Here is a 22,730-nt window from a genome sequence, read left to right as displayed (position 1 = left end):
TTTGGGGCGACCGCCCCCCCCGGCCCCCATCGGCGCCCCCCCCAAGCCCGCTCGGGGGGGGGCCCGGACACGTAAACCCCCCACAGGTTCCGCTTGCGGGGCTTTCGTCTCGGGGTGCTCAGAACAGGCGGAGCTTGTCGTCCTCGATGCCGCGCAGGGCGTTGTAGTCGAGGACGGCGCAGCCGATGCCGCGGTCCGTCGCGAGGACGCGGGCCTGCGGCTTGATCTCCTGGGCGGCGAAGATGCCGCGGACCGGCGCCAGGTGCGGGTCCCGGTTCAAGAGCTCGAGGTAGCGGGTGAGTTGCTCGACGCCGTCGATCTCACCACGCCGCTTGATCTCGACTGCCACGGTCTGCCCGTCGGCGTCCCGGCACAGGATGTCGACCGGCCCGATCGCGGTCATGTACTCGCGCCGGATCAGCGAGTAGCCCTCGCCGAGCGTCTCGATGCGGTCGGCGAGCAGCTCCTGGAGGTGCGCTTCCACGCCGTCCTTGATGAGACCCGGGTCCACGCCCAGCTCGTGCGAGGAGTCGTGGAGGATCTCCTCCATCGTGATGATCAGTTTCTCGCCCGCTTTGTTGATGACGGTCCACGTGCCCTCGTCGTCGCCGCTGCCCTCCTTCAGGGTGCACGGCGGGGACATCCAGTTGAGGGGCTTGTAGGCCCGGTCGTCCGCGTGGATGGAGACACTGCCGTCCGCCTTCACGAGGATCAGGCGGGGTGCCGACGGGAGATGGGCGGTGAGCCGGCCCGCGTAGTCCACGGAGCAGCGGGCGATGACAAGACGCATGGTCGGCAACGCTACTCGACCCGGACCGGTCCGCGCACTTCGCCCGGGGACGCCCCCTGCGCCCCCTCGCGGTCCACCCCTTTTGTTCCGGTAGCCGCCTGTTCGGCAATGGCCGGTTGTGTACGAACCGTACGCGCTACGCCCTGTTGTCGTCCGGTTGCGTTGCTTACCGTAGAAGCAGGAGGTCGCGACGCGTGCACGCTGCGTGTTCGCTGCGCTGTGCGTGCCGCGGGCTCCCGGCCTGTCCGTCAACCCCCGCCATCCCGCGGGGGTGCGAGAGGAGAACCCATGTCGCTCGACGTCTCACCGGCCCTGTTGGAACAGGCCGAGCGAGGCGAGGTCGACGAAGCCGACTTCGTCGACTGCGTCCGGACCTCCCTGCCTTACGCCTGGGAGATGATCAGCTCCCTGGTGGCCCAGCTGAAGGTCGACGGCGGCCCCTTCGCCGACAACCAGACGCCGCCGCCGGACGAGCAGGCACGCGGCCAGCTGCTGCGTGCGCTCGCGAGCGACGCGATACGCGGCGCCCTGCAGCGGCACTTCGGGGTGCGGCTCGCGTTCCAGAACTGCCACCGGGTCGCGGTCTTCCCGCAGGACCCCGCGGTGGACGAGACGCTGGCCCGCTTCACCTCGGCCCGTAACCAGCTGCTCAACCAGTCGCCCGAGCTGCGCGACTGCTGACGGCCGGGGCCGACTTCCGTTTGCCGCCCCGTACCCGGGAGGTGCATCTGTACCGGGCGGCAAGCACCACCGCCGTACCGGCATGCCCCGCGCCGCTTCCTGCCCGACCCGAGGGACCACCCGGCCGGTCAGTCGAGCTGCACCAGCACCTCGGCTCCCAGGCGTCGTACGTTCTCCTCCGTCGCCGCGAGATCGCCGGATCCCTCGACCAGCAGCGCGAAGCGCGAGATGCCCGTCCGCTCGGACGTGGCGGCCAGCCGGTCCGCGCACAGCTGCGGCGTGCCCACGGGGTGCAGCCCGCACAGCAACTCCGTGTACGCGTGCGGGTCACGCATCGCGCGCGCCCGCCCGTCCACCGTCACATGTGCGTCCAGGCCTTGTTTCAGCCAACCCGGCATCGCCTTCAGAAGCGTCTCCACGGCCTCCCGGCGCGTGTCACCGATCTGGGCGACACCGGCCGCCACATGAGGCGCCGTGAGGATCTCCTCGGCGTCGCGGCCGGCCTCCCGGGCGCAGCGCCGCCACAGCGCGACCATCTCCGCCTTGTCCTCGTCCCCGATGTGCATGCCGAGCAGCATCGGCAGGCCCCGCTCGGCCGCGAGCCGCACCGTCTTCGGCGAGGTGCAGGCCACGACGACCTCGGGCCCGGCGGGCGCCGTCCCCTCGATCGCCTCCGCGGGCCGCGGCACGACGGCGACCTCGCGGAAGCCGAACCGCTCGCCCTCACCCGCCACACGGGACTCGCTCAGCCAGCGCAGCAGCAGGTCCAGGGACTCCGGGAAGCCCGACTCGTACGCCGCGAGGCCACTGCCGAACACCTCCAGGTCCACCCACGGCCCGCCGCGCCCGACACCCAGCGAGAAGCGCCCGCCGGAGGTCAGGTGCAGCAGCGCCGCCTGCTCGCCCAGGGCCACCGGATGGACCGTCGGCAGCACGCTCACGGCGGTGCCGACGCGCAGCGTCCGGGTGCGGCCGAGCAGCAGCGCGGCCAGCGTGATCGCCGACGGGCACGTCCCGTACGGCACGAAGTGGTGCTCCGCGAGCCACACGGAGTCCAGGCCCGCCTCCTCGGCGACCTCGGCCGACCGCACCGCACGGTGCAGCGCCTCTCCCTGCCCCTGGCCCGGGAACTGGGCTGCCAGTACAAACGTTCCTACGCGCATCGCACTCCTGCCTTCCGTGGTGCCGACGCGGGCACTCCCCCTGAGGGCAATAACGGGTGGCAAGTGCCAAAGACACGGCTGTGCGGGAAGATTGGCGGATTTTCCCAAGATCCCCTCGAACGGGCCCCGGCCGTGACGAGGGTGACGACCGTCGGGTACCCGCCGCGCGCCGGGCTACGCTGGACGGGACCCCTGCCCCGCAGCACCCGTGAGGTGAGCCGTGTCCCCGCGTCGTAACCGCCCCCACTCCGGCGGACCGTCCGGCAGCAGCGAGGACGAGGGGAGGCGGTACGGCGGGTTCCAGTCCACCGAGAGCTGGCAGGGCGAGGAGTGGAGCGTGCGGCACGTCGCGGGCGCCAGCGCCGCCGGCAAGACGTACCGCTGTCCCGGCTGCGACCAGGAGATCGCCTCGGGCGTCGCCCACGTCGTGGCCTGGCCCGAGTACGGGGGAGTGGACGACCGGCGGCACTGGCACAAGGCGTGCTGGAACGCGAAGGACCGCCGCACCACGAAGGTGCAGCGGTCCCGGAACGCGCCGCGCCACTGAGGGCGGGCAAAAGCCCGTTACACGTCCCGGCTGTTGAGCGAGAGGAACGCGCCGCCGAGCGCGATGCCCGTCACCACGAGCATGAACCACAGCGGGTCCCAGCCGGTCGGGCCGCTGCCGCCGGCCACCGAGTCGCCGTAGAGCACGACCAGCTGGCTGGGCACCGAGTACTCGAGCAGGGCCTGCTGCACGTCCTTGAGCGACTGGGCGAACATGAACATCGCGAGGACCAGCGGCAGCAGCACCAGACCGATCATGATCGTGATCGCGCCCGCCGAGTGCCGTACCAGCGTGCCGACGGCGAGGCCGAGCAGACCGAGCAGCGCCACGAACAGGCCGACGCCGACGGTCGCCTTGAACCACGCGGAGCCGCTCGGCGAGTCCGCGCCGACGATGCCCACCTGGAGCGCGCCGACCAGCGCCGCGAGCACCGTCGTCAGCGTGAAGACGAGCGCGAAGAACACGATCGCCTTCGCGGCGAGCACCCGGCTGCGGCTGGAGCAGGCCGTCATCGTCGTACGGATCATGCCGGTGCCGTACTCCGACGCGATGGTCAGCACGCCCAGCGTGATCACGCAGATCGTGCCGAGCAGCACGCCGAAGAAGCCGAGGCCCAGCACGTCGTTCGCGCCGGCGTCCACGGTGTCGGCCGCCGCGACGACGGCCGCGGAGGCGAGGCCGATGCCGACCATCAGCAGGGCCATCACGCCGAGCGTCCACATCGTGGAGCGCACCGAGCGGATCTTCGTCCACTCCGAGAGCAGCGCGTCGCCGAGGTGCGCGCGGCGCACCGGGATCGGCGAGGCGTACGAGGCGCCGGCCAGCTGCCAGTCGGGCGTCGCCGGGGGCTGCTGCGGGGCGGCGTAGGGCTGGGGCGGCGTGCTCATCGGGCGTCCTTGTCCATGGTCGGGGCGGCGGCGGGCGGCGCCGCGGGCGGCTGGGGCAGCGGCTGGGCCGGAGCCTGGGGCTGGGCCTGCGCGGGCGCCGCGTACGGGTTCTGCTGCGCGGGCTGCTGCTGCGGGGCCTGCTCCTGGGGCGGCGGCGGGGCGTACCAGCCCGGCTGGCCCTGGCCGGCGACCGGCATCTGCTGCGGCGCCACCGCGCCCGGTGGCAGCGGCTGCTGAAGCCCGGCCCGCTGGTCCACCGTGGAGCGGTAGTCGACGGCGCCCTGCGTCATCCGCATGTACGCCTCCTCCAGCGAGGCCTGGTGCGGCGACAGCTCCCACAGCCGGACGTCCGACTCGTGTGCCAGGTCGCTGATCCGCGGCAGCGGCAGCCCGGTGACCCGCAGCGCCCCGTCCTGCTCGGGCAGCACCTGGCCGCCGGCCTCGGTCAGCGCGGCGGACAGCTTCTCGCGCTGCTGCGGCTCGGTGTCGGGGGTGCGGACCCGGGCGAAGCCCGCCGAGTTGTGCGCGATGAAGTCCCGCACGCTCATGTCGGCGAGCAGCTGCCCGCGCCCGATGACGATCAGGTGCTCGGCGGTCAGCGCCATCTCGCTCATCAGGTGCGAGGAGACGAAGACGGTGCGGCCCTCGGCGGCGAGCGACTTCATCAGGTTCCTCACCCAGAGGATGCCCTCGGGGTCCAGGCCGTTGACCGGCTCGTCGAAGAGCAGCACCTGCGGGTCGCCGAGCAGCGCGGCCGCGATGCCGAGCCGCTGCCCCATGCCGAGCGAGAACCCCTTGGAGCGGCGCTTGGCGACGTCCTGCAGACCGACGACCCCGAGCACCTCGTCGACCCGCCGGGCCGGGATGCCGGCGAGCTGCGCCAGGCACAGCAGGTGGTTGCGGGCGGCCCGGCCGCCGTGCATCGCCTTGGCGTCGAGCAGCGCGCCGACCTGGCGCGGCGCGTTCGGCAGCTTGTTGTACGGGTAGCCGCCGATCGTCACCTGACCCGAGGTGGGCTGGTCAAGGCCCAGGATCATGCGCATCGTCGTCGACTTGCCCGACCCGTTGGGTCCGAGGAAGCCCGTGACGGTTCCCGGCCGCACCTGGAAGGAAAGGTTGTACACGGCCGTCTTCGCGCCGTAGCGCTTCGTCAGGCCGACTGCCTCGATCATTCTCCGCACCCATCGGAAGTTCTGAACGGTTCGACAAGGTTCAGGACGTCGGGGCACACGCCCCCGTAAGGGTTAGGAGGGTAGTCGAGCGCTGACGGTTCCGGCCAAGAGAAAGTAAAGGCGTCGCTCAGCCCTGTGGGGGCAGCGATCCGCCCAGCGGCGGCAGCTCGTCGTACAGGCGCGGACGCGGAGCGTCGTCGAGGTACGTCAGGAACTCGGTCTGCGGCAGCACCCAGCCCTCCTCGCCGAAGATCCGCGTCCCGTGCTCGCGCACCGCCGCGTCGGCCCCGGCGGTCGCCACCCAGCTCTCGGCGTCGGGCCCGAGCAGCTCCGAGAGGCGGGGCGAGTCCTTCAGGAGCGCGGCGAGCAGCTCGGCCTGGTCGCCGCCGCCCGGCCGCGGCCGCCCGGTCAGCGGGTCGGCGAGCACCCCGTGCGCGCTGAAGTAGATGTAGGCGCCGCCCAGCCGCTCCCCGGACGGCATCGTCATCTCGAACGAGTCGCCCGGCAGTATCGCCCGCCGGTAGTCGGGGAACTCGGTGTCGTCGACCGCCTTGAGCTGCGTCGCGTCCAGCCAGGTCACCACCAGCCGCGTCGTCGCCTCCCGGTCCACGTACGGGGTGCCCGCGACGTAGCCGGCCGGGCTGATGTGCCCCGAGCAGCCGACCGCCACACCGCGCACCTCCACCGGCACCATCGGCACCTGCGCCGGGATGCCGAGCCGGGTCAGCTTGTACGTGACCTGGCCGGGGGAGGCGTTCGAGCCGACGGCGATCACCGGGTGGCGGCGGCCCGTGACGGCCTGCCCGCGGTCGACGAGGGCCTCGTCGAGCCGGCGCTGCGCCGCGGCCTCCTGGGCACGCTCCTCCACGAACCACTCGCCGAGCCGCAGGGGCCGTACGTCGAGCTCGAGCAGCTCGTCGCCGGTGAGCAGGGAGGGGGCGGTGATGGGCCGCCCCGGGTAGAGCAGGGGCTCCTGGGCGGGTACCCCGTCCAGTCCGAGCGCCGCCAGGCTTCGGTCCTCAGTCCTCACGATGACGCCCTTCGGGATGGTCAGGGGGTGCGGGGACAGCTTTCCACGGGAACTGCTACCCGCGCGGCGCCTTCGGTGTGCCTGCTCGGGCCGACGGATCGGCCGGCGCCGGGCGGAAGGTTCGGTTCCGGCCCTAGAATTTCCATCAAGTTGCTGTGTGGCGCGGGGAGTTGGGGCGATGAGGGCTTGGCGGCGCGGGCGGCGGAACCATCCCCGGTACCGGACGTCCGTTCGCGGGTGGATCGCCGGGCGGACGGTCGTCTCCCTGATCCTGATGACCCTGGCCGGGCTGAGCGCCCTCGCCGCCGTCATCGCGGTGCTGTGGACGCTCACCGAGCACTCCTCGCGCTCGATGGCCGAACGGTTCGGCGACCAGGAGGCGCTGCTCGACCTCGGCCTCTCCGCGCTGCGGGCCTGCGTCGGCACGGACAGCCTGAGCCCCGAGCCGCGCTCCACCGCCCACCAGATCCTGGCCACCGTCGCCTCCGTGACCGGGGCGCTCGCCCCGGCCGTGCTCCTCGGCTTCGTCCTGATCAAGATCTTCGCCCTGCGCCCCTTCGTCTGGCGGCGCCGGGCCTCCGTCTCGCACGCCTGGACCGCCGACTTCCCCGGCTACTCCCGCGACCACGCGCGCAGCGAGGACGCGGTCATCGCTGTCCGCTTCTACAACCGCTTCGACAACCTCTCCGTCGTCGACCTGCACGCCCGCGCCCATCTGCGCTACCTGGAGCGCTCGCCCCACGACGGCAGTCTCGTCATCTACAAGAAGTGGCTGAAGGTCCTCGACGAGAAGGGCGAGCCGGCCGACGAGCGCTCGTGGCTCGCCGTGGAACGCGGGGCGCCGTTCACCGTGTGGATACCGGTCGACGCCCCGGTGACCGCCCTGCCGTTCACCCGTATCCAGGGCAAGGACCTGTCGAGCTCCACCGGCGTGGAGCTGATGGTGCGGCTCACGGCGCGCACGGTGGGGCTGGGCACGGAGGTCGCCGACGAGCGCTGGTTCAAGGTCGGGCCCGAGGACTTCGAGCTGGGGCGCTTCGTGCCGCTGGAGCCCGAGACCGGCCGCGACGTGTGGCAGTGGTCGGGCTGGCGGGGCTTCGACGCGCTGCTGCCGCCCGAACCCCGCCCGGCCCCCGATCCCGAGCCGGGCGTCAGGCGTCCCGCTTCTTGAGGAGGGCGTAGCCCGCGAGGAGGGCCGCCGCGACCCAGGCGACCAGGATCGCCAGGCCCGCCCAGGGGCCGTACGGGGCGTCGTCCTGGGGGATCACCTGCATGATCTTCTGCCCCGCCTGGTCGGGGAAGTACTGGCCGACCTTCCTCGTCGCGGAGACGCCGCCGAGGATCGGGGAGACCAGGAACAGGAACGGCATGAGGATGCCCAGCGACAGCATGGGGGAGCGGAGCATCGTGGCGACACCCATCGAGAACATGCCCATCAGCGTCATGTAGAGGGCCGCTCCGAGCACCGCGCGCAGCACGTTCGGCTCGCCCAGGTCCGTGCTGTGGTCGCCGAGCATCGCCTGGCCGAGGAAGAACGCGGCGAAGCTCGTGATCAGCGAGACGACGAGCGCGAGCAGCGTCGCGACGGCCACCTTGGCGAACAGGAAGGTGCCGCGCTGCGGGACGGCGGCCAGCGAGGTGCGGATCATGCCGCTGCTGTACTCGCTCGCCACCACGAGGACACCGAAGACCACCATCGCGAGCTGGCCGAGCGTCAGACCCGCGAAGGACACGAAGGTGGGGTCGAAGGTGAGCCGGTCCTTGGCGGACATGTTGGAGAACTCGTTGTTCGACAGGGCGCTGATCAGCATGCCGAGGCCGACCGACACGATCACCGCGAGACTGAGCGTGAGGGCCGTCGAGTTGACTGACTTGATCTTGGTCCACTCGGACTTGAGGACCTGGGCCGCGGCCATCTCAGGCCCCCTTCCGGTCGGTGCCCTGCTGCCAGGAGGCGCCCCAGCCGCCCGGCTGCGGGCCGGGCCGCTCCTCGGGCGGCGCGAGGGCATCCGGCGGCAGCGCCTCCGGGGGCAGGTGCCCGGTGGTGTCCGAGTGCGCGTGGTACTCGACGGACTCGGCCGTCAGCCGCATGAACGCCTCCTCCAGGGACGCCTGCTGCGGGCTCAGCTCGTGCAGCGTCAGATGGTGGCTCGCGGCCAGGTCGCCGAGCTTCTCGGGCGTGTGCCCGTCGACCTCCAGCGTGCCGCCGCCGGCTTCGACGACGGTGATCCCGGACTCGTGCAGCACGTCGAGCAGCCGCTCGTGCTGCGGGGAACGCAGCCGTACGTACGAGCGCGAGTTCTGCCGGATGAACTCGGCCATGGAGGTGTCGGCGAGGAGCCGGCCCTGGCCGATCACCACGAGATGGTCGGCGGTCAGCGCCATCTCGCTCATCAGGTGCGAGGAGACGAACACGGTGCGGCCGGCCGCCGCGAGGGACTTCATCAGGTTGCGGATCCAGTGGATGCCCTCGGGGTCGAGCCCGTTGACCGGCTCGTCGAACATCAGGATCTTCGGGTCGCCGAGCAGCGCCGCCGCGATGCCGAGCCGCTGGCCCATGCCGAGCGAGAACCCCTTGGCCTTCTTCCTGGCCACCGAGGTGAGACCGACCGTCTCCAGGACCTCGCCGACGCGGCCGCGCGGGATGCCGTTGGACTGCGCCAGACACAGCAGATGGTTGTAGGCGCTGCGGCCGCCGTGCATCGCCTTCGCGTCCAGGAGCGCGCCGATCGCGGTGAGCGGGTCCTTCAGCTGGGCGTAGTGCCTGCCGTCGATGCGGACGCTGCCGGCGGTCGGGTTGTCCAGGCCCAGCATCATGCGCATGGTGGTGGACTTGCCCGCGCCGTTCGGGCCGAGGAAGCCGGTGACGATGCCGGGTCTGACGGTGAAGGTCAGGTGGTCGACGGCCACCTTGTCGCCGTACCGCTTGGTCAGCCCCTCGAGCTCGATCATGCGCCCACGCTAAAACGCACCAAAGCCCCCCGCCACCTCTGTGGGGGCAGGGGGCTTTCCGGGGTGATGCGGACTACCGGGACTGCTGCGCCGGAACCCCACGCGAGATGGGCTCGTCCTCGACGGGCGCGCCCGCGGCGGCGACAGCGGCGCCCGTGAGCGTCGCCAGCATCTCGCGCACGTTCGTGAGCTGCGCGTTGATCGAGTCGCGGCGGTTGGTCAGCGCGGCCAGCTCCCGCTCCGATTCCGAGCGGATCCGGTCGGCCTTGGCGTTCGCGTCGGCCACGATGTCCTCGGCCTGGCGCTGGGCCGTCTCCACCGTCTGGCGGGCGCGGCGCTCGGCGTCCGTGCGCAGCTTCTCCGCCTCCAGGCGGAGCTGCTCGGCACGGTGCTCGATCTCGGCGAGGCGCTTCTCGGCCTTGGCCTGACGGGAGGCCAGGTCGCGCTCGGACTGCTCGCGGCGCTTGGCCAGGTTCGTCTCGAAGTCCGCGGCGGCCTGGGCGGCCTTGGCGCGGGTCTCCTCGAAGAGGGCGTCCGCCTCCTCGCGCTTGGACTGCGCGTCCTTCTGCGCCTCGGTGCGCAGCGCGGACGCCTCGCCCTTGGCCTTCTCGACGATCCGAACGCCCTCGTCCTCCGCCTTGGACTTGCGCTCGGCGGCGAACGACTCCGCATCGTTGCGCACCTGCTGGGCCGCCGACTCGGCGAGCTCACGGTGCTGCTCGGCGGCCCGGCGGGCCTCCTCGCGCAGGTCCTTGGCCTCTTCCTCGGCGAGCCGGAGGATCTTCTCGACGCGGGCGCCGAGGCCGGCGTACGACGGCTCCGCGTCGTTCACCTGCGCCTGGGCGTTCTGCGTCTCGAGGTGGAGCTCCTCGATGCGCTTTTCCAGAGCAGTGATGCGGGCAAGAGCGCTGTCACGGTCGGAGACGAGCTTGGAAATACGTTCGTCCACCTGCGCGCGGTCGTACCCACGCCGCACAAGCTCGAAGCCGTAGGGGGAAGTGTCGCTCATGGGGTTCCTGTCAAATGAGACCGGTGTGAGGTGATAGAGGGAATCCTAGGGGTCCAAGCGGCGTGTCATCGAGCAGATGCCCGTTTGATCTGGAGAATGACACCCCTTTTGGGTGGCGTACCGGCGGACGGCTTGCGAGAACGAGGGCCAAAGGTCCTTGTCATGCATGACAGTTGGCCCTCTGGCTAGCCCTCCGAGCCCTTGCCACCCGAACGTGTGGCCCCGGCCGCCGCACCCGCCTTGACGCCACCGTCCTTGCCCGAGCCGGACGGCGCCTCAAAACTCTCCAACGCTTCGAGCACGTCCTGGACACGCGAAATCTCGGCATTGATGTCCTCGCGGCGCCGGACCAGCACATCCAGCTCGCGCTGACCCTTTTCGATCATGGAAGCGGCCTCGGCCTCCGCATCGCTCTTGATCTTTTCCGCCTCGCGCGTGAGCTCGGCCTTTTTCGTCTCGGCTTCCTTGAGCAGGCCTTCGGCCTTCTTCACGGCGGCGATACGGACCTTGCCGGCCTCCGAATTGGCGTCGTTCAGCAGGTCCTTGGCCTTGGTCTGAGCCTCCGCCAGCTGCTCCTCGGCGGCCTTGACCAGGGCGTCGCACCGCTCGCCCGCGTTCTTCATCGCCTCCGCCGACTCGCGGCGGGCCCGCTCGTGCAGATCCTCGATCTCCGAGGTGATGCGGTCGCGCAGCTCCTCGGCCCGCTCCCGGATCTGCGTCGCGTCCCGGCGCGCGCCGACGAGCAGCTCGTCCGCGTCCGTACGGGCCTTCTCCACCAGCGAGTTGCCCTCGACCGTGGCCTCGGAGACCAGCCGCTCCGCCTCGTTGCGCGCCGCGCCCACCATCGTGTCCGCCTGCGCCTCGGCGTCGGCCGTCTTCTTCTGCGCCGCCTCCTGCGCCTCACGGGTCAGCTTGTCGGCCTCGGCCGCGGACTCCGTGATGAGCTTGTCGACCTGCTCCGCCGCCTCCGTACGCCGCTTGCCCGCGTCCTTGCGCGCCTCGTCGAGGGTGCGCTCGGCCTCCTCGCGGGCCGCCGTCGTGATGCGCTCCGCCTCCGCCGCCGCGTCCGCCTTGACCCGCTCGGACTCGGTGCGGATCCGCTCGGCGTGCTGCTGCGCGGAGCCGACCGTCTCGGCGGCCTCGGCCCGCAGCCGCTCCGCGTCCCCGGTCGCGTCCGCGATCAGCTTCTCCGCCTTGGCCACGGCCTCGGTACGGACCCGCTCGGCCTCGTCCCGCGTCTCCCGCGTCAACTGCTCGGCCGCCGACGTCGATTCGGCGGTCAGCCGCTCGGCCTCCGCCGTGGCGTCGCCGACCAGCGTCTCGGCGCGGGCGGTGGACTCGGCGCGGACCCGCTCCGCCTCCGCATTCGTCTCCGTCGTCAGGCGCTCCGCCTCGGCGCGCGCCTCCGTGATCAGGGAGTCCGCCTGCGTGGCCGCGTCGGACCGGATCCGGTTGGCGTCCTCGCGGGCCTCGGCGCGGGTGCGCGAGGCGTCCTGGTCCGCCGACGTCCGCAGGTCCGAGACCTCCGTACGGACCCGCTGGGCGTGCTCCGAGGCGTCCGTACGGAGCCGCTCGGCCTCCTCCAGCGCCTCCGAGACGGTGTGCTCCGCGAGGGACTTGGCGGCGTCCGCCTCCGCGGTGGCCTCGGCCCGCGTCCGGTTCGCGTCCTCGGTGGCGCGCTCGCGCTCCGCGTACGCGTCCGCCCGGACCCGGTCGGCCTCCTCCTGCGCCTCCTGGCGCGTCCGCTCCGCGGCGTGCTCCGCCGCCGAACGCAGCCCGGCGATCTCCTCCTGCGCCTGCTCCTGGAGGCCCGCCACCGAGTCCCGCACCTGCTGGGCGGTCTGCTCGGCGGCCGAGACCAGCTCGGTCGCGCGGCTGTCCGCCTCCTCGACGAGCCGGGTCGCCTCGGTCTGCGCCTCCTCGACGCGGGCCCGCGCCACCGCGAGCAGTTCCTCGCTCTGCTCGCGGGCGCGCTCGCGCTCCTGGTCGGCCTCCTCGCGGGCGCTGCCGAGCGTCTCCTCGGCCTCGCGCCGGCGCCGGGCCGCCTCCTCCTGGGCGGCGGCCAGCGTCTCGGCGGCCTCCGTGGCCAGCCGCTCGGCGGCCGTACGCGCCTCGGAACGCACCCGGTCGGCGGTCTCCTGCGCCTCCGTCTTGAGCCGCTCCGCCTCCGCGGCGGCCTCGGACCGCAGCCGGACCGCGACCGTCTCCGCCTCGGAGCGGCTCGCGGCGGCGTCCGCCGCGGCCTCCGTGCGCAGCCGCTCGGCCTCCGTCTCGGCCTGGGCCTGGAGCACCCGGACCCGCTCGGCGGCCTCGGCGCGCAGCCGGTCCGCCTCGTCGGAGGCCTCGCGCCGCAGCCGCTCGGACTCGGCGCGTGCGTCCGTCAGCGTCGTCTCCGACGCCGTCAGCCGCTCCTCGGCCTCCGTGTGCAGGCGGGTCAGCTCGCGGGCCGCCTCCTCCTGCCGCGCCTCCAGGGCGCGCTCGGTCTCGTCCTTGAGGGACTGCGCGGCCCGCTCGGCCTCCGCGCGCGTCTCCTCGGCCTGCTCCTCGGCCTCCGCGCGGTGCCGCTCGGCCTCGGCGCGGGTGCGCTCGAGCGTCTCCTCGGCCTGCTTGCGCAGGGAGGTGGCCCGCTCGATCGCCTCGGTGCGGACCCGCTCGCTCTCGGCCGTCGCCGCCGACCGCAGCTCGTCCGCGTCGGCCTTCGCCTTGGCGAGCAGCTCCTCGGCGGTCCTGGCCGCCTCCTCGATCTGCTGGACGGCCTCGCGGCGGGCCTCGGCCCGGATCCGCTCGCCCTCCTCGACGGCCTCGGCCCGCAGCTGCTCGGCCTCGCCGCGCAGCCGGCGCGCCTCCTCCTGCAGCTCGACGGTCTTGGCCCGGTACTCCTCGGTGTCGTCCTTGGCGGCGCCCTTGAGCTGCTCGGCCAGGTCGTGCGCCTCGGCGCGCAGCCGGTCGGCCTCCGCCTCGGCCTCCGAGCGGATCCGCTCGGCCTCCTCGGCGGCGCCCCGGGTCGTCGACTGGGCTTCCTCGGACGCCTTGTTGAGCACGTCCTCGGCGGTACGGGCGGCCTTCGCGAGCTCGCCCGCGGTCTCCTCCGCGGTGACCGTACGGGCCTTCTCCTTGGCCTCCGCGATCAGCTTCTCGGCCTCGGCGCGGGCGTCGGCGACGGCCTGCTCGGCCTCCGCCCTGGTCGACTCGGCGTCCTTGGTGGCCTCCTGGACCAGGCGGGCGACCTGCTCCTTGGCGGTCCGGGTGCGCTGCTCGTTGGTCGACTCGGCGCTCGCGAGCTGCTTCGCGGCGGCGTCCTTGGCCTCGCCGAGCACCTTCTCGGCCTCGGCGCGGGCCTCCCGCAGAGCCGTTTCCGCTTCGGACATGCGCTGCTCGGCGGCCCGGCTCAGCTCGCCGGCCTGGCGCCGCGCGGCGTCCGACTCGGCGGTCGTCGACGAACGCAGCTGCTCCGCGTGGTCGGTGGCCTCCTGGGCCTGCGCCGACGCCGCGTTCAGAAGGCGCTCGGCGTCCTGGCGGGCGCGGGCCAGCAGGGCCTGCGCCTCGGTGCGGGCCGACTCGGCCTCGGCGGTCAGCCGCGCGGGGGGGGCGGCGGCCGCCCCCCCCCGCCCGCCCCTCTCGTCACGTTTCCGTCAGCGTGCGTCAGGCCTTGACGCGGACCTCGGAGCGGAACTTCGCGGTGAGGTCCGCAGCAGACTTGAGGTCGGCCGCCTTGCCGGACATCATGTCCGCGATGTTGGCACTGGCGATGAGAGCCATGGTGCTGTTGTCGCTCCAGATGCACACCGGCATGTGGATCTCCTTGGGGCCGGTGGCACCCGCACTCCCGCTGTCGGGCTCGACCTTCATTTCCTGGCACTTCAGGACGTAGTCGTCCGTGCTGTAGTCGGTAGGTTCGCCGATCAGAGACGCCTTGCTGTCGTCGCTGTCGCCGCCCTTGGCGGCCTCGAGGGCCCCCTTCGAGAACATGCCGTCGACGAGCTTCTCCGGGTCCTCGATCTCGCCGTAGGCGCCCTGGAAGTTCAGCACCTTACCGGCGAGCGGGTTCGACGTGTCCTTGACCGCGTAAGAGGCGTTGACGGGCGTGCCGTTCTTCAGGCCGTCCTTCTCCGCGTCCTTCATGTCCTGGTCGTCGAAGCCGTCGTTCTCCTTCGAGTCCTTCTGGTACTCGCCCAGGACCGTCGCCGGAGTCGTCAGCTTGTGCGGGCCGTCATCGGCGACCGAGGCGCCGCCACCGCCGCCGAAGACGAAGTACGCGCCGACGCCGAGCGCGGCCACGACCGCCACGGCGCCGATGATGAGGCCGGTCTTCTTGCCGCCGCCACCGGCCGGCGGGGCCGGCGGGTACTGGCCGCCGTACGGGGCCTGGGGCTGCTGGCCGTAGGGGCCGGGCTGCTGCGGCTGGCTGTAGCCGCCCTGCTGCGGCGGGACACCCTGGGGAGCCTGCTGGGGGTAGCCGTAGCCGGGCTGCGGCGCCTGGGGCTGCTGGCCGTACGGTCCCGGCTGCTGCGGCTGCTGGCCGTAGGGCCCGGGCTGCTGGGGCTGCTGGCCTCCGTACGGGCCCGGCTGGTTGTAGCTCATTACTGGGGTTCCCTCCCGCTGTTTATCTGCTCCCGACATCCTGACGTACGCACGTGCGGATCGGGCCCTCGGTTTCGGGTTCGGAGCCAAGCTGATACGAACGGGCGGCGCCCGGGGCGGCGGCATGCGGCGGTGACCTGTTCGAATGTTCTGCCGCCAACGCCCTTGCGGGCCACGGTGCTTGGAGCGGCTGCGTGCGGCGACTTTCGAACAGCTGGGTGGGGTGAGGTGCGCGCCGCGGAGGCCGCCCGGCGACGATGTGAAGGAACTGTGGCGCTTGCCGCGCGCCCCGGGGAAAACCCGGGACACAGGCACTCCGGAACCCCTCTAAACTGACCCCGTGACCGAGAACACTCAGCAGCAGACAGCGCCCACCTCCGAACTGCCGACCCAGTACGCGCCGGCCGAGGTAGAGGGGCCGCTGTACGAGCGCTGGGTAGAGCGTGGGTACTTCGAGGCGGACGCGAAGAGCGAGAAGCCGGCGTACACCATCGTCATCCCGCCGCCGAACGTCACGGGCTCGCTCCACCTGGGCCACGCCTTCGAGCACACGCTGATCGACGCCCTCACCCGCCGCAAGCGCATGCAGGGCTACGAGACGCTGTGGCAGCCGGGCATGGACCACGCCGGTATCGCCACGCAGAACGTCGTGGAGCGCGAGCTCGCCAAGGAGGGCAAGTCCCGCCACGACCTGGGCCGCGCGGCGTTCGTCGAGCGCGTGTGGGAGTGGAAGGCCGAGTCCGGCGGTCAGATCGCCGGCCAGATGCGCCGCCTCGGCGAGGGCCTGGCGTGGAGCCGCGACCGCTTCACCATGGACGAGGGCCTGTCCCGCGCCGTCCAGACCGTCTTCAAGAAGATGTTCGACGACGGCCTGATCTACCGCGCCGAGCGCATCATCAACTGGTGCCCGCGCTGTCTGACGGCCATCTCCGACATCGAGGTCGACTACCAGGACGACGACGGCGAGCTCGTCTCCATGAAGTACGGCGAGGGTGACGACACCATCGTCGTCGCCACGACCCGCGCGGAGACGATGCTCGGCGACACCGCCGTCGCCGTCCACCCCGACGACGAGCGCTACGCCCACCTCATCGGCAAGCAGATCAAGCTGCCGCTGACCGACCGGTCCATCCCGGTCGTCGCCGACACGCACGTCGACCCGGAGTTCGGCACCGGCGCCGTCAAGGTGACCCCGGCGCACGACCCGAACGACTTCGCGATCGGCCAGCGTCACGACCTCGAGGCCATCGAGGTCCTCGACGAGCGCGGCGTGATCACCGCCCACGGCCCCTTCCAGGGCCTGGACCGCTTCGAGGCCCGCTCCGCGATCGTCGCCGCCCTGCGCGCCGAGGGCCGGATCGTCGCCGAGAAGCGCCCCTACGTCCACTCCGTCGGCCACTGCTCGCGCTGCAAGACGACGCTGGAGCCGCGACTGTCCCTGCAGTGGTGGGTCAAGGTCGAGACCCTCGCCAAGGCCGCGGGCGACGCGGTCCGCGACGGCCGGGTGAACATCCACCCGGCGGACATGTCGCAGCGCTACTTCGACTGGGTCGACAACCTGAACGACTGGTGCATCTCGCGCCAGCTGTGGTGGGGCCACCGCATCCCCGTCTGGCACGGCCCCGACGGCGAGCTGGTCTGCGTCGGCCCCGACGAGGAGCCGCCCACGGGCGAGGGCTGGAAGCAGGACACCGACGTCCTCGACACGTGGTTCTCCTCCGGCCTGTGGCCGTTCTCCACGCTCGGCTGGCCGGAGCAGACCCCGGACCTGGAGAAGTTCTACCCGAACTCGGTCCTGGTCACGGGCTACGACCTGATGTTCTTCTGGGTCGCCCGCATGATGATGTTCGGTCTCTACGCGATGGACGGCCAGCCGCCGTTCCGCACGATCGCGTTCCACGGCATGGTCCGTGACGAGAACGGCAAGAAGATGTCGAAGTCGTTCGGCAACGTCGTGAACCCGCTGGACTGGATGGACAAGTACGGCTCCGACGCCCTGCGCTTCACCCTGGCCAGGGGCGCCAACCCGGGCATCGACGTCCCGATCGGCGAGGACTGGGTCCAGGCCTCCCGCAACTTCGCCAACAAGATCTGGAACGCGACCCGCTTCGCGCTCATGAACGGCGCGACGGTCGAGGGCCCGCTGCCCGAGCCCGAGCAGATGTCGGCGACCGACCGCTGGATCCTGTCGCGGCTCAACAAGACGGTGGCCGAGGTCGACGGCCTCTACGACGACTACCAGTTCGCCAAGCTCAGCGACGCGCTCTACCACTACGCGTGGGACGAGGTCTTCGACTGGTACGTCGAGCTGTCGAAGACGACGTTCATGGCGGGCGGCGAGCAGGCCAAGGTGTCCGGCCGGGTCCTCGGTGAGGTCCTCGACGTGACGCTGCGCCTGCTGCACCCGATCGTCCCGTTCGTCACGGAGACCCTGTGGACGACGCTGACGGGCGGCGAGACGGTCGTCCTGGCCGACTGGCCGAAGGCTGTGTCCGTTCCTGGGGCTGACGCCCCGGGCGGCTTCCGTGACGAGGCGGCGGAGAAGGAGATCGAGACGATCCAGCAGGTCGTCGTCGAGGTCCGCCGCTTCAAGGCCGAGCAGGGCCTCAAGGCCGGCCAGAAGGTCCCGGCCCGCCTCGCCCTGGAGGGCAGCGCCCTCGCCGCGCACGAGGCCGCCATCCGCCAGCTGCTGAAGCTGCAGCCGGAGGGCGACGCGTTCGCCGCCAGCGCCACGCTGCCGGTGGCCGGGGTCGAGGTCGCCCTCGACCTGTCGGGCGCGATCGACGTGGCCGCCGAGCGCAAGCGCCTCGCCAAGGACCTCGCCGCCGCCGAGAAGGACAAGGCCGCGGCCGAGGGCAAGCTGGGCAACGAGGCGTTCCTCGCCAAGGCCCCGGACAACGTCGTGGACAAGATCAAGGGCCGCCTGGCCAAGGCGGACGAGGACATCGCCCGCATCCAGGCCCAGCTGGACCGCCTCCCGCAGGCGTGACCTGACCGACCCGCACGACGGCCGAAGGCCCCCGGAACCGATGGGTTCCGGGGGCCTTCTCCGTGGGGCGGCCGGCGGTCAGCGCGGTCCGGGGCCCTTGTCCTTGCCGCGCACCACCGGGACGAGGCTGCGCACGGCGAGGCCCGCGGCGATCAGGGTGAGGCAGCCGACGACCAGGGCGAGGATCGCGAGCGGGGACGAGCCGGTGGCGGCGAGGGTGCCGGTGCCGCCACCGCCGAGTATCGCGGCGTCCGTGGGCTTTCCGTACATGGGTGAACTCCTGTCTGTAGAGCGGGTGGTGACGGTGTCGTGGGTCAGGTGGCGACCCAGCGGGCCTCGCGGCGCAGGGCCAGGTCGAGCAGGGAGCGCAGGAACACGGCCTGGCGGAACGCGTCGTAGAGCAGCTCCGGGACCAGGGGCGCGGCGAGCAGGGAGGCCCGCCAGCCGAGGCGGCGGACGGTCAGGGTGCGTTCGACGACGAAGAGCAGCGTGATCGCCGTCCAGAACACGGAGAAGCCCTGCCAGCCGGCGAGGGTGAGGCTGAGCACGGCGAAGGTCGCGAACAGGCCGAGGGCGAGAGCTCCGGCGCCGAGCAGCAGCTGCTGGCGGAAGTAGGGGGCGGTGACCGGGGTCCAGCCGTAGTCGCGCAGGTTCTCCAGGGCGCCGCGCTGCCAGCGCAGCCGCTGGTGCCACAGCTTGCCGAGCGAGGGCATGACCTCGGTGACCAGCCAGCAGCCGTCGGGGGAGACGGTGCGGTGGCCGAGCGTCTTGACGGCCTTGGTGATCTCGTCGTCCTCGGTGAGCGAGGCCAGCGAGTAGTAGCCGTCGCCGCCGCCGACGGTGCCCGCGAGCCGGGCGGCGCGGACCTCGCGCAGCACGGACGCGCGGAACAGGGTGCCGGTGCCGGTGAGGACGACGGCCTCGTTCTTCTTGCGGCGGATCTCCACGGCGTAGCGCTGGTACTCCATGCGCTGGAGCAGGCCGAGCAGTCCGCCGCCGGGCTCCCCGTAGAAGATGCCGCCGACGGCGCCGACCTCCGGGTCGGCCAGCGCGTCGACGGCGCAGGCGACGAACTCGGGGTTGAGGACGGTGTCGGCGTCCTGCACGAGGACGTACGCGTCGTCGTCCAGCTCGTCGAGCAGCGGGCCGAGCGCCTGGTTGAGGGCGCCGGCCTTCTTGTCGTGGTTGTCGGTGGGCACGAAGACCTCGGCCCCGCAGTGTGCGGCGATCCGGGCCGTCTCGTCCGTGCAGTTGTCGGCGACGACCACGATGCGGTCGGGGCGCGACGTCTGCCGGTACAGGCCGGCCAGGGTGGCGACGATCCGGTCCTGTTCGTCGTGTGCGGGGATGAGGGCTACGAGGGACATGGGAGACGACTGTGGGGCGGCGAGGTGGCGGCGGCGGCGCGCTCGGGTCGCGCGCGGGTCGCAGAGCGCGAGGCGGGACGGAACGGGGCTTTGGGCCCGGGCCCTACGACCGCGCGGGCCGGGGCGGAACGTACCGGTAGCCGACGCCGCGGACGGTCTCCACGGGCGCGTCCTGGCCGGTGGCGTGGGTGATGCTGCGGCGCAGGCGCAGCACGGCGTGCTTGACCTTGGTGGGGTCACCGCCTGGCCGGGACCGCCAGGCGCGGGCGAGGAGCTGCTCGGGGGTGAGCACCTGGCCGGCGTTGAAGGCGAGCGCGAACAGCAGGTCGAACTCCAGGGCGGTCAGCGGGACGAAGGTGCCGGAGAGGGAGGCCTCGCGGGTCAGCAGGTCGAGCCGCAGGACACCGTCGTCGAGGAGCTGAGCGGCGGGATCGGCGGGCATCGCGCGCCGCAGCCTGGCCAGGATCAGGGCCTTGGCGAAGGGGAGCGGCACGTCGAGCCAGAGCAGGTCGTCGGCGCCGGCCTCCAGGGCGCGCAGCGCGGTCCGTTCGCGGTAGGTGCGGTCGAGCGCCATGACCCGCAGGTCCTCGGTCATCTCGCGGACCCGCTGCAGCACGTCCCACGGCCCCGGGTCACGCAGCCGCAGACTGAGCAGCAGCAGGTCGGGCCGGTACCGGTACAGGTCGCGCAGCGCGTCCTGCCCGGTGTGCACCATGCGGTACGTGAAGCGCGGGTCCCGCAGGGTCGTCAGGACATGCGGCGGGGCGTCGGCCGGTGTCGCGACGAGCAGCAGCGGCAGGGCGCGGCCGGTCGCCGTCATACCGTGCGCAGGCCCAGGCGGACCAGTTCGGCCTCGGCGAGGGCGTCCAGGGTGGCCGGGTCGCCCTCGCGCCAGCCCTCGGCGAGGCTGCCAGGGGTGGAGTCGGGCAGGGCGCCCGCGGTGCGGCCCACGTCGTCGAGGGGGCGCAGGAGGGTGCGCAGGGCGAGGAGTTCGCGGCCGTCCTCCGTGGCGGCGAGGTCGCGGGCGGCGGCGGCCTGCCGCACCCAGCGCAGCCGGCGCGGCAGCCACAGGGCGAGCAGCAGCCCCGCGGGCACCACGAACAGGGCGACGGCGGCGAGCAGCGCGAGCGCCTGGGCCGGTGCGGGGCCCGCGGGCGTGGCGTCGGCGAGCCGGTCGCCGGCCAGCGCGACGTCGTGCAGGGTGCCGTTCACGCGCGGGCCGAGCAGCGGCAGCCGGGCGCCCGCGTGCGGGGCGGGGCGGTCCGGCTCGGAGATCAGCCGGTGCGCGGCGACGGCGGCCGAGGCCCAGCCGCCGGTCCACAGCAGGACGGCGCCGTCACCGAGGATCTGCCGTGTGCGACGGCCGGGTTGATGTGCGTACCACATGGTCAGATTGGACCCCCGGGCTCCGGGAGGGGTGGCGAACCGCGCCGAGCGGGCGGGGCGGTTTACGGCGGATGGACGCGTGCCCCGGGGGACGGGGGCGGCGGTGTCGGCGGGGCTCCGTAGACTGGCGGGTGTGAGTGACCTCCCCCCGCACGACAGCAGCGACGACCACGAGCCCGCCGACGGGACCGACGCCTTCGACGACATCGTCGGCGCGGAGACGACCCGCGATCCCGACCTCGCGGTGATCGAGGCGGGCAGCCGCACCCTGCGCACCCAGGGCGGCCCCCCGCAGGGCGACGGGATCCCGGCCCGCCCCGAGGACCCCGAGGTGGAGAAGGCCCTGCGCGCGGTGGAGGCCGATCTGGCCACGCGCTGGGGCGAGACGAAGCTGGAGCCCTCCGTCAGCCGCATCGCCGCGCTGATGGACGTCCTGGGCGAGCCGCAGCGCGCGTACCCGTCGATCCACATCACGGGGACGAACGGGAAGACGTCGACGGCCCGCATGATCGAGGCCCTGCTCGGCGCCTTCGAGCTGCGCACCGGGCGGTACACGTCGCCGCACGTGCAGTCCGTCACCGAGCGGATCAGCCTGGACGGCGCGCCGATCAGCCACGAGCGCTTCATCGAGACGTTCGAGGACGTCAAGCCGTACGTCGAGCTGGTCGACGCCCAGCAGGAGTACCGGCTGTCGTTCTTCGAGGTCCTGACCGGCATGGCCTACGCGGCCTTCGCCGACGCCCCCGTGGACGTCGCGGTCGTCGAGGTCGGCATGGGCGGCAGCTGGGACGCGACGAACGTGATCGACAGCTCCGTCGCCGTGATCACGCCGATCGACCTCGACCACACCGACCGGCTCGGCTCCACGCCCGGCGAGATCGCGGGCGAGAAGTCCGGGATCATCAAGCAGGGCGCCACGGTGATCATGGCGCAGCAGCCGGTGGACGCGGCGCAGGTCATCCTCAAGAAGGCCGTCGAGACGGACGCGACCGTGGCCCGTGAGGGCCTGGAGTTCGGCGTCGTCGCGCGGCAGGTCGCGGTCGGCGGCCAGCTCGTGACGCTGCGCGGGCTCGGCGGCGAGTACGAGGAGGTCTTCCTCCCGCTGCACGGCGCCCACCAGGCGCACAACGCGGCGGTGGCGCTCGCCGCGGTCGAGGCGTTCTTCGGTATTGGCTCGCAGCACACGCGCCCGCTCGACATCGACACGATCCGTACCGCGTTCGCGTCGGTGACCTCGCCGGGCCGCCTGGAGGTGGTGCGCCGCTCGCCGACCGTGGTCCTGGACGCCGCGCACAACCCGGCGGGGGCGCGGGTCACCGCCGAGGCGATCGGCGAGGTCTTCGACTTCAGCCGGCTGATCGGAGTCGTCGGCGCGAGCGGCGACAAGAACGTACGAGGGCTGCTGGAGGCCTTCGAGCCGATCTTCGCGGAGATCGTCGTCACGCAGAACTCGAGCCACCGCGCGATGGACGCGGACGAGCTCGCCGCGATCGCCGTCGAGGTGTTCGGGGACGACCGGGTGGTCGTCGAGCCGCGGCTCGACGACGCGCTGGAGGCCGCGATCACGCTGGCCGAGGAGGAGGGCGAGTTCGCGGGCGGGGGCGTGCTCGTCACCGGGTCCGTGATCACGGTCGGCGAGGCCAGGCTGCTGCTGGGGAAGGGCTGATCCGCTGTGCGTACGTTGTGTTCCTCGACCCTGATCGGGGAGTTCTTCATCATCGGGTTCGCCGGGCTCGTGGCGATGAAGGACCCCGATCTGTCGTCCGGGCTCGTGTGGACGGTGTGCGGGGTCGCGATGCTGCTCAGCGTTCTGCTGTGCGGGATGGTGACGCGGCCCGGGGGTGTCCAGCTGGGCTGGGCGCTGCAGATCCTGCTGGTGCTGAGCGGGTTCTTCGTGCCGCTCATGTTCTTCCTGGGGCTGTGCTTCGCGGGACTGTGGTGGGCCTCGGTCCACTTCGGGCGCCGGATCGACGAGGCGAAGCGGCGTTTTGTTGCGGGTGAGCAGTCGTCCGGCGCGGTTTGATCGGCCTCGCGCCGTAGGTCCACCGGTTCGTCGCCAGGTGCCGCTGGGCGGGGGCTGGTCGCGCAGTTCCCCGCGCCCCTGGGAAGGCTGCGCCTTCCTCGGGGAAATGCGACCCGAAGGGTCTGCATTTCAGGGGCGCGGGGAACTGCGCGA

General features: G+C 72.3%; 19 protein-coding genes and 1 pseudogene. 6 read left to right on the top strand and 14 right to left on the bottom strand.

The genetic code is table 11. From position 1 onward, the window contains the following. Positions 1-118: 118 nt before the first annotated feature. Positions 119-790: an endonuclease NucS gene (nucS, locus tag ACFW9D_RS22255; protein ID WP_188336837.1), complete on the bottom strand. Its 672-nt coding sequence runs from the start codon at positions 788-790 to the stop codon at positions 119-121. 288 nt (positions 791-1,078) lie between these two features. On the opposite strand from nucS, the gene ACFW9D_RS22250 reads away from it, so the two are divergent. Further along, positions 1,079-1,471: an SCO5389 family protein gene (locus tag ACFW9D_RS22250; protein WP_188336836.1), complete on the top strand. Its 393-nt coding sequence runs from the start codon at positions 1,079-1,081 to the stop codon at positions 1,469-1,471. Positions 1,472-1,599: 128 nt separating this feature from the next. On the opposite strand, the gene ACFW9D_RS22245 is transcribed toward ACFW9D_RS22250, so the two are convergent. Further along, on the bottom strand, positions 1,600-2,634 hold the full coding sequence (locus ACFW9D_RS22245) for an LLM class flavin-dependent oxidoreductase (protein ID WP_384624112.1): 1,035 nt from the start codon (positions 2,632-2,634) through the stop codon (positions 1,600-1,602). 220 nt (positions 2,635-2,854) lie between these two features. Here ACFW9D_RS22245 and ACFW9D_RS22240 point away from each other — a divergent pair, with 220 nt between their 5' ends. Then, the gene (locus ACFW9D_RS22240) at positions 2,855-3,181 is read left to right on the top strand and encodes an ATP/GTP-binding protein (RefSeq protein ID WP_188336834.1); all 327 of its coding nucleotides are present in this window, start codon (positions 2,855-2,857) and stop codon (positions 3,179-3,181) included. A 17-nt stretch (positions 3,182-3,198) separates the two neighbouring features. Here the strand turns inward: ACFW9D_RS22240 and ACFW9D_RS22235 are convergent, their stop codons facing one another. The 3 genes from ACFW9D_RS22235 to ACFW9D_RS22225 form a co-directional block, all read right to left on the bottom strand. Then, complete coding sequence (locus ACFW9D_RS22235; RefSeq protein ID WP_384624110.1) at positions 3,199-4,068, bottom strand: ABC transporter permease; 870 nt, start codon at positions 4,066-4,068, stop codon at positions 3,199-3,201. Further along, positions 4,065-5,240, bottom strand: coding sequence for an ABC transporter ATP-binding protein (locus tag ACFW9D_RS22230; RefSeq protein WP_384624108.1), 1,176 nt, complete (start codon positions 5,238-5,240; stop codon positions 4,065-4,067). Before ACFW9D_RS22230 ends, ACFW9D_RS22235 begins: the two co-directional genes overlap by 4 nt. A gap of 127 nt (positions 5,241-5,367) precedes the next feature. Then, the gene (locus ACFW9D_RS22225; protein ID WP_384624106.1) at positions 5,368-6,270 is read right to left on the bottom strand and encodes a hypothetical protein; all 903 of its coding nucleotides are present in this window, start codon (positions 6,268-6,270) and stop codon (positions 5,368-5,370) included. Positions 6,271-6,544: 274 nt separating this feature from the next. On the opposite strand from ACFW9D_RS22225, the gene ACFW9D_RS22220 reads away from it, so the two are divergent. After that, on the top strand, positions 6,545-7,441 hold the full coding sequence (locus tag ACFW9D_RS22220; RefSeq protein ID WP_384624104.1) for a hypothetical protein: 897 nt from the start codon (positions 6,545-6,547) through the stop codon (positions 7,439-7,441). On the opposite strand, the gene ACFW9D_RS22215 is transcribed toward ACFW9D_RS22220, so the two are convergent. From ACFW9D_RS22215 to ACFW9D_RS22195, 5 genes and pseudogenes are all read right to left on the bottom strand, one after another. Then, a complete protein-coding gene (locus tag ACFW9D_RS22215; RefSeq protein WP_188336830.1) occupies positions 7,422-8,186 on the bottom strand; it encodes an ABC transporter permease subunit in 765 nt (254 codons plus the stop codon). The genes ACFW9D_RS22220 and ACFW9D_RS22215 overlap by 20 nt on opposite strands. A 1-nt stretch (position 8,187) precedes the next feature. Continuing rightward, positions 8,188-9,222, bottom strand: a complete 1,035-nt coding sequence (locus tag ACFW9D_RS22210; RefSeq protein ID WP_384624101.1) for an ABC transporter ATP-binding protein — start codon at positions 9,220-9,222, stop codon at positions 8,188-8,190. Between the two features lie 73 nt (positions 9,223-9,295). Further along, entirely contained in the window at positions 9,296-10,231 is a 936-nt protein-coding gene (locus tag ACFW9D_RS22205) for a cellulose-binding protein (protein WP_188336828.1), read from the bottom strand. 185 nt (positions 10,232-10,416) lie between these two features. Further along, positions 10,417-13,809: pseudogene (scy, locus tag ACFW9D_RS22200) on the bottom strand (polarized growth protein Scy); the annotation flags it as partial. 64 nt (positions 13,810-13,873) lie between these two features. Continuing rightward, positions 13,874-14,812, bottom strand: coding sequence for a hypothetical protein (locus ACFW9D_RS22195; protein ID WP_384624099.1), 939 nt, complete (start codon positions 14,810-14,812; stop codon positions 13,874-13,876). Between the two features lie 340 nt (positions 14,813-15,152). Here ACFW9D_RS22195 and ACFW9D_RS22190 point away from each other — a divergent pair, with 340 nt between their 5' ends. Beyond that, positions 15,153-17,801, top strand: a complete 2,649-nt coding sequence (locus ACFW9D_RS22190) for a valine--tRNA ligase (protein WP_384624097.1) — start codon at positions 15,153-15,155, stop codon at positions 17,799-17,801. 78 nt (positions 17,802-17,879) lie between these two features. Here the strand turns inward: ACFW9D_RS22190 and ACFW9D_RS22185 are convergent, their stop codons facing one another. From ACFW9D_RS22185 to ACFW9D_RS22170, 4 genes are all read right to left on the bottom strand, one after another. After that, positions 17,880-18,071, bottom strand: a complete 192-nt coding sequence (locus tag ACFW9D_RS22185; protein ID WP_188338950.1) for a hypothetical protein — start codon at positions 18,069-18,071, stop codon at positions 17,880-17,882. A 44-nt stretch (positions 18,072-18,115) separates the two neighbouring features. Further along, a complete protein-coding gene (locus ACFW9D_RS22180; protein ID WP_384624095.1) occupies positions 18,116-19,168 on the bottom strand; it encodes a glycosyltransferase in 1,053 nt (350 codons plus the stop codon). A gap of 103 nt (positions 19,169-19,271) precedes the next feature. Continuing rightward, complete coding sequence (locus ACFW9D_RS22175) at positions 19,272-19,988, bottom strand: response regulator transcription factor (RefSeq protein WP_188338952.1); 717 nt, start codon at positions 19,986-19,988, stop codon at positions 19,272-19,274. Next, positions 19,985-20,554, bottom strand: coding sequence for a hypothetical protein (locus ACFW9D_RS22170; RefSeq protein WP_384624093.1), 570 nt, complete (start codon positions 20,552-20,554; stop codon positions 19,985-19,987). Before ACFW9D_RS22170 ends, ACFW9D_RS22175 begins: the two co-directional genes overlap by 4 nt. 133 nt (positions 20,555-20,687) lie before the next feature. Here ACFW9D_RS22170 and ACFW9D_RS22165 point away from each other — a divergent pair, with 133 nt between their 5' ends. Together ACFW9D_RS22165 and ACFW9D_RS22160 are read left to right on the top strand one after the other, a co-directional pair. Next, positions 20,688-22,220, top strand: a complete 1,533-nt coding sequence (locus ACFW9D_RS22165; RefSeq protein ID WP_188338954.1) for a folylpolyglutamate synthase/dihydrofolate synthase family protein — start codon at positions 20,688-20,690, stop codon at positions 22,218-22,220. 6 nt (positions 22,221-22,226) lie between these two features. Next, complete coding sequence (locus ACFW9D_RS22160) at positions 22,227-22,577, top strand: DUF4233 domain-containing protein (RefSeq protein ID WP_384624091.1); 351 nt, start codon at positions 22,227-22,229, stop codon at positions 22,575-22,577. The last annotated feature ends 153 nt before the right edge of the window (positions 22,578-22,730 follow it).

The organism is Streptomyces sp. NPDC059524 (genome assembly GCF_042749255.1).
Classification (GTDB): Bacteria; Actinomycetota; Actinomycetes; order Streptomycetales; family Streptomycetaceae; genus Streptomyces; species Streptomyces xanthii.
Note: the sequence above shows the minus strand (reverse complement) of the source record. Positions and strands in the feature narration are given on the sequence as shown.